Origin of the sequence: Vibrio sp. 10N.286.46.A8 (assembly GCF_041470165.1) — a bacterium.
GTDB lineage: Bacteria > Pseudomonadota > Gammaproteobacteria > Enterobacterales > Vibrionaceae > Vibrio > Vibrio tasmaniensis_A.
Genome location: NZ_JBFRLX010000260.1, coordinates 1 through 7,139, shown reverse-complemented (window position 1 = coordinate 7,139; position 7,139 = coordinate 1). Strand labels below are relative to the sequence as shown.

General features: G+C 43.5%; 6 protein-coding genes and 1 pseudogene. 2 read left to right on the top strand and 5 right to left on the bottom strand.

All coding sequences use genetic code 11. The annotated features are described in order from the left end of the window. Positions 1-796 (top strand): helicase-related protein (locus AB4232_RS20835; protein WP_372087919.1); only part of this gene is annotated, 796 nt, incomplete at its 5' end. Between the two features lie 163 nt (positions 797-959). Here the strand turns inward: AB4232_RS20835 and yaaA are convergent. After that, the gene (gene yaaA, locus AB4232_RS20830) at positions 960-1,736 is read right to left on the bottom strand and encodes a peroxide stress protein YaaA (RefSeq protein ID WP_135444431.1); all 777 of its coding nucleotides are present in this window, start codon (positions 1,734-1,736) and stop codon (positions 960-962) included. 243 nt (positions 1,737-1,979) lie between these two features. Further along, positions 1,980-3,410 carry a sodium:alanine symporter family protein gene (locus tag AB4232_RS20825; RefSeq protein WP_009848420.1) on the bottom strand — a complete coding sequence of 477 codons (1,431 nt, stop codon included), beginning with the start codon at positions 3,408-3,410 and terminating at the stop codon, positions 1,980-1,982. A 711-nt stretch (positions 3,411-4,121) separates the two neighbouring features. Between AB4232_RS20825 and AB4232_RS20820 the strand changes: the two genes are divergently transcribed. Next, positions 4,122-4,310 carry a DUF3545 family protein gene (locus AB4232_RS20820; RefSeq protein WP_009848419.1) on the top strand — a complete coding sequence of 63 codons (189 nt, stop codon included), beginning with the start codon at positions 4,122-4,124 and terminating at the stop codon, positions 4,308-4,310. A 151-nt stretch (positions 4,311-4,461) separates the two neighbouring features. Here the strand turns inward: AB4232_RS20820 and AB4232_RS20815 are convergent, their stop codons facing one another. From AB4232_RS20815 to nfo, 3 genes and pseudogenes are all read right to left on the bottom strand, one after another. Then, entirely contained in the window at positions 4,462-5,013 is a 552-nt protein-coding gene (locus AB4232_RS20815; protein WP_372087918.1) for a hemerythrin domain-containing protein, read from the bottom strand. Between the two features lie 92 nt (positions 5,014-5,105). Next, complete coding sequence (gene ung, locus AB4232_RS20810; RefSeq protein WP_372087917.1) at positions 5,106-5,780, bottom strand: uracil-DNA glycosylase; 675 nt, start codon at positions 5,778-5,780, stop codon at positions 5,106-5,108. Positions 5,781-6,177: 397 nt separating this feature from the next. Then, a pseudogene (nfo, locus tag AB4232_RS20805) lies at positions 6,178-7,085 on the bottom strand (deoxyribonuclease IV). Between the last annotated feature and the right edge of the window lie 54 nt (positions 7,086-7,139).

Here is a 7,139-nt window from a genome sequence, read left to right as displayed (position 1 = left end):
AGCTGACCGTATGCTAGACATGGGCTTTGGTCCTGTTGTTGACCGTCTGTCTGCAGAGTGTCGCTGGCGTAAACAAACTTTACTTTTCTCAGCAACGCTAGAAGGTAAAGGTATTGAAGGTTTCACTGAAGACCTTCTGAAAAACCCAGCAGAGATCGATGCAAAATCGTCATTGCGTGAACGTAAGAAGATCACTCAATGGTATCACCGTGCCGATTCAGCTAAGCACAAGCTTGATATCCTAAAACATATCATCACAGAGCAAGCTGAACGCAGCATCATCTTCTTGAAGACTCGTGACCGCCTAGGTGACCTACGAGCTCAATTAGAAAGTGCACAGATCCCGTGTGTATGGATCCAAGGTGAAATGCCTCAAGATCGTCGTAACAACGCGATTTCTCGTTTCCGCGATGGTTCTATCAACGTACTGCTGGCAACTGACGTCGCAGCTCGTGGTATCGACCTTCCAGATGTGAGCCACGTTATTAACTACGACATGCCGCGTACAGCAGATGTTTACCTACACCGCATCGGTCGTACGGCTCGTGCAGGTAAGAAAGGTAACGCGGTTTCTATCATTGAAGCGCACGATCAACTAATGATTGAACGTGTTGCTCGTTACACTGAAGATGCGATCAAAGAGCGCTTCATCGAAGGCATGCGCCCAACGCACAAGAAAGCCGCGGTAACGAAGAAGAAAAAGCCGAAGAAAGAAGACAAGAAAGCGGTGGCTAAGCAAAAAATTGCTAAGAAAAAGAAAATCGCTAAGAAAAAGAAAGCCGTTAAGAACAAGTAATCTAACCGCCTTTCAATGATTCAATAAAAAGCCCCATGCAGTTATCTGCATGGGGCTTTTCTTTGTCTGGCTTATTATTGTCTGGCCTGTTATCAGGCTAAATAATTCGTCTCTAATTTTAATTACAGGCTAAAGTCGAGACTAACTCGTTAGCCAAGGTCTGCTAGTTTTGCTCTTCACGCTTGAAGACTAACTCTTTCGCATTCGACTCTTCTTCAACGAAGTAGTAACCCGCAGTATCAAACCTGGTCAACGCTTCAACTGAATCGATTTTATTCTCAATGATGTAGCGAGCCATCATGCCACGCGCTTTCTTCGCGTAAAAACTGATCACCTTGTACTGACCATTCTTGCAATCTTTAAAAACTGGCGTGATGATTTGACCATCAAGGCTCTTCGGCTTCACCGCTTTAAAGTATTCGTTCGATGCTAGGTTGATCAACACATTATCGCCTTGAGCATTCAACGCTTCATTCAGTTTATCTGTGATGATATTGCCCCAGAACTGGTACAAGTTAGTGCCACGCTCATTAGCTAAGCGTGTGCCCATCTCTAGACGGTAAGGCTGCATCAAATCCAATGGCTTCAATAACCCATATAGGCCAGAAAGCATGCGCAGGTGATTCTGTGCGTAGTCAAAATCATCGTCCGACAGTGTTTCAGCATCTAGGCCAGTGTACACATCGCCCTTAAAGGCTAGGATTGCTTGACGTGCATTGTCTTGGGTAAAGGTCTCGCTCCATTGCTCAAAGCGCGCTACGTTCAGCCCAGCAATCTTATCGCTTACCTTCATCAGTGCTGATACATCAGCAGGTGTCAGCTTACGACACACTTCAATAAGCTCTGCAGAGTGCTCAACAAACTCTGGCTGGCTGAAGCGCTCAGTCGCTAATGGTGATTCGTAATCTAATGTCTTGGCTGGAGAAACGACAACTAACATAACTTTACCCTAATCGGTTATCTAACTGGATGCAGCTAGAGTATAGAAAAAACATCAACTTGTCTTTATGACTCTTCCTATTACTTTGATAGACAGATCTAGCTGTAAGTCGCTTACAAAGAAGAATCTCTTACAAAGAAAAATCGATAATAAAGAAAATATCGCAGGCAAAGAAAAAGGCTAAGGTCGAAACCTTAGCCTTTCTAATGATTTTAGGATGAGTGATGAATCACTCCAACAAGATTACTTCTTCTTGTTGTTAACCCAAATACCATCTTCCAATTGAGCCTTAAGCTCTGGGAAATCATCCGCATCGAACGTGGGTACTTTACCCGCGTCTAATTGACGGTTGTAGTCTTTCGCTAGCTTAATCACGATACCCGACAGCAAGATGATCGCTACCAAGTTCACAATCGCCATTAGGCCCATCGATACGTCAGCTAATGCCCATACCGTTGGCAGTGTCGCGAGAGAACCGAACATCACCATACCCAGTACAACGATACGGAACAGCACTAGGCCCTTCTTGTTGTTGTGCTCTAAGAAGATAAGGTTTGTTTCTGCGTACGAGTAGTTTGCAATGATTGAAGTGAAAGCGAAGAAGAAAATCGCTACCGCTACAAAGATACCACCCCATTCGCCGACTTGTGCTGTTAGTGCACGTTGCGTTAGTTCGATACCCGTTACTTCACCGTGCGGTACATACTCACCAGACATCAGGATGATTGCTACTGTTGCAGAACAGATAACAATTGTGTCCATGAACACACCTAGCATTTGCACATAACCTTGTGATGCTGGGTGCGGTGGGTAAGGCGTAGCAGAAGCTGCTGCGTTTGGCGCAGAACCCATACCCGCTTCGTTCGAGAACAAACCACGTTTGATGCCGTTAATCATCGCTTGTGCGATTGCGTAACCTAGGCCACCCGCTGCTGCTTCTTGCAGACCGAATGCACTCTTGAAGATAAGAGCCAGAACTTCAGGCACTTTCTCAATGTTCATTAGCATTACGTAGATAGCGATAGCTAAGTAAGCCAGTGCCATAATTGGAACAATGATTTCTGCAGTGCGAGCAATCTTACGGATACCACCGAAGATAACGAATGCAGAGATGATTACGATACCAACACCAACGTAGCTGCGCTCAAAGTCGAATGCCGTGTTCATTGCGCTTGCAATCGCGTTCGCTTGAACCGCGTTGAATACAAGACCGAATGCAATGATTAAGAAGATAGAGAATAGAACCCCCATCCAACGCATACCTAGGCCTTTCTCCATGTAGTATGCAGGGCCGCCGCGGTAGTTACCGTCGTTATCACGCGTTTTGTATAGCTGTGCCAGTGTGCTTTCTGCAAACGATGTTGCCATACCTAGCATGGCAATTAGCCACATCCAGAAGATAGCGCCAGGGCCACCAGCGGTTAGTGCTACAGCAACACCAGCCATGTTACCCGTACCGACACGTGCTGCTAGACTAGTACAAAGTGCTTGGAAAGAGGAGATACCTGCACTGTCTGCTTTACGGCTGTTTCTAAGAACAGAAAACATGTGGCCGAAATGGCGGAATTGAATGAAACCTAGTCGTACAGTGAAGTAGATACCCACACCAACGAGTAAGTAAACTAAGATAGATCCCCAAAGGAGATCGTTCATCAAATTGATTAAGTCTGTCACGTGAACCTCGTAATTGAGTTTAAGCACCGATCTTGCTTCCTAGCCTTCCTCTAGATCACCTATGCCAGTGTCAATAGTTGTGTCGGCATTAGATTTATATTTATTTGTTGCGCTCTAGATTGTAAATGTCGCTTCATGCATCCATTTTACGTATCGGTGTATTTTTTGACGGGCGGATAATGCAGCGAGACGGTCTAAAAATCAATATGAAAATAAACACATATCAAAATGACATTTCACTAATAAGACACCTTTTGTTAACACAGCTTTCAACAATAGCGCCTAATAAAAGTCACATTGTCGGGACATAATATCAACAATAACTAAGGTACCATAAAAACAAAAACATCATCCCGTAAAAATGACATCAGCCTAGGTTTTACAAGGTATAGTGAAGATCTGTGTTTTTTTCTAGGGTAATGAGATCCCTATACTACACGGCACAATGCGCACTTAAATGCACTGTAGTCAAAATGCTATTCCATTTGCACAATGAATTAACATTCAATCCCCCCTAATTTAATCGTTTACTTAAGTTTGTTTGCTTGTTTTTTGTACACAAAAATCCCCGAAATGTGTGAGCATGCATAATAAAACAAAACAAAATCTTCATACACTTGAAACAAATGAGAAACAAATCAAGGTTATTGTGAACCTAAATATGCTATTTAATGGTTCGTAAGAACGAATCCCACGGAAGGAGATATGCTTATGGATAGCTTTCAATTCGATGAATTATCAGAACTAGAAATGCCTCGTACCACTCAAAAAACACGCTCTAAACCACTCAAACGTAAATGGCGTGAAATTGAGGCAATCAATGATCGTAGACAGCTTGAGAAAGAGCTTAGAGAGATGAACCTAGGTCTCGATTTTAGCCTTGACGATATAAAGCTTTAATCAGCACGATAAGAAATCAGATAGCAAAAAGCACCTGTATAGGTGCCTTTTTTATTTTACGAGGTATTTAATCCGCTCAAAGCGTCATTTGGGAACTAGCCCTCTAAAATAGAGAGCATCTAAAATAGTCACGCTTCAACATGACAACTGGCTAAACGCACTCTTGTTCATTTTGTCGAACACGAGCCGCGAGTTGGCGGTACTCATCAGCAATTGTCTCTCCAAAGACAGGGTCGTCTTCAGGTTGAAGCCATTGAGACTCCACCTCTTGCCAATCTTTAACTGTGAACGACTCAACAATCATTGGTAACACATGCTTCTCTTCATATTCCATGTGTTTTCGTTGAGCTTTAACAAAAGCTTCAAGCTGCTCAATAAATACTTGTTGAGGAACCACCGCATCTTGAAGGATCATATCGACCACACCTAAAAAGTCCGCCGTTTTCTCAGAAAGCAATTGATGCTCCAGTTCCAAGTCTTCAATCACTTGATCACTGCCATATTGCTTAAGGTAGTAACGATAAATAACATCTTCTTTCGGGTGATGCACCTTGTCTGAATGGTCCATGAGATAATGAACCACCTCTGCGATCAGGCTATAGTTTATTTCTCGCTCCAGTTTCAGAAACTCTAACTTACTGTTGAGTATCGCGAGCAAACGAGCCATATAGCCATGCTCTCGTCTTATCCTTTCAATCATCATAGTATTGCACTCCATTACACCTACTGTTTATAAGTGTATACGAAGATGCTGATTTATGATTTGACCCTGCTCAGAAAACCACCAACCTATACTTATATTGGTAAACGCCAGTCGATAGATTGTTGATCCATAGAAGAAAGTAGCTTGTTGGTTGTTGAGAAGTGCTGACAACCGAAGAAACCACGGCGTGCTGATAATGGTGATGGATGAGGTGCAACCAACACATGGTGCTTGTCTGCATCAATCGCTTGGCCTTTCTTCTGGGCGTGTGCGCCCCACAACAAGAAGATGATCGGTTCAGAGCGCTGATTGAGCTCTGCAATAATGGCATCGGTAAAGGTTTCCCAACCACACTTAGCATGTGAGTGGGCTTTTGCCTCTTCTACTGTAAGGACAGTGTTCAACATCAACACCCCTTGAGATGCCCAAGAATCGAGGTAGCCATGACTCGGGATCTCAAAGCCCTCTATATCTTGTGCAAGCTCTTTGTACATATTACGTAGAGAAGGAGGGATTTTTACACCTGGCAGTACAGAAAAAGCTAAGCCATGAGCTTGGTTAGCGCCGTGATAAGGATCTTGCCCTAGAATGACTACGCGTACGGACTCGAAAGGCGTCATATCGAAGGCACTGAACACCAGCTCTTGAGGAGGGTAGACGGTTTTCCCACTATTGCGTTGCTGTTCAACAAACGCGAGGACACTCTGAAAGTACTCTTTGTCACGTTCATCATTAATAATGGATTCCCAAGTCTTTGGTGCGCTCATCGTTTTACTTCCCAATCATCAAGGTTTCTAGCGGCTTTCGCCAGACAAAAAAATAGCTGTATCGGCTAACTGTCCTAAATAAGGCTCTAGTTATACCTCATACAGCTATCAATAAACATGATGTGTAGGGTTCACTTGTTGATGAATCATAATAATCAGTTCAAGTTGTGTTTATCTCGATTCACCACTTTTCTGCTGTGTACGATGGTGACCGTGGTTATGCACATGACGGTTTGGGGTTGGTAAACGGCGAGCAGCAGATACAGTTGAAGTTTGGGCTTGTGAATACATAAAGGCACCTCCTCTAAGACATCGTGAACTACATATTCACTTTAATACTATGAAAGAAAGGTGCCAATTTTTAGGAGTAGAAGGAAATTAATTATTCCCTCTATTATTACGCTTCTTCGCTCGCTAGCGTTGCTGAGCGGTGGAACATCCTAAGTTGTTGAATTTCCTCTTTCCAGATCGTCGAATCAATGGTTTCCAAGATAAGAGGAATACCATTAAAGCGAGAATCCGAGGCAATATACTCAAAACAATCCCAGCCAATCTCGCCTTTTCCTAAAGAATGATGTCGATCGACTCGGCTCGCAAACTCAGCTTTTGAATCATTGATGTGCATTGCTCTTAGATAGTGCATACCCACAATGCGCTCGAACTCAGCAAAAGTCTGCTCACACGCTTCTTTTGTTCGTAAGTCATAACCGGCCGTAAACGTATGGCAAGTATCTAAACACACACCGACACGCGACTTATCTTCTACTTGGTCGATGATCTCTGCTAGTTGCTCAAACTTCCAGCCAAGGTTAGTCCCCTGCCCTGAGGTATTCTCAATCACCGCAATCACATCAGGCACCGCTTGATGAGCCAAATTGATAGACTCGGCGATCTTGGCCAAACATTCGCTTTCTGAGATTTCTTTAAATGACTCCCTGGATGAAAATTCAAAAGCGTCAATCCAAGTTGATTACAGCGCTCCATTTCATCAATAAAAGCGGCACGTGATTTCTCTAACTTCTCTTCTTCTGGCGCTCCTAAATTAATAAGGTAGGAGTCATGAGGAAGAATGTGCTCAGCACTAAAGCCCAACATTTTGCAGTTGGCTTTAAAGGCACTGATGGTTTTGGCTTCTAGCGGCTTTGCTGCCCACTGTCTTTGGTTTTTGGTGAACAGTGCAAAAGCATTGGCGCCAATCTCTCTTGCGCGCATTGGCGCCTGATCAACACCGCCCGCAGCAGACACATGCGCACCAATAAACTTAATATTAGTTTCAGGTTTTGAAGATGAATTATTGTTTGTCATTAAATCACTTTACACTTTCAGGATGCTTAATAATTAAAGGGTCGTATCACTTAC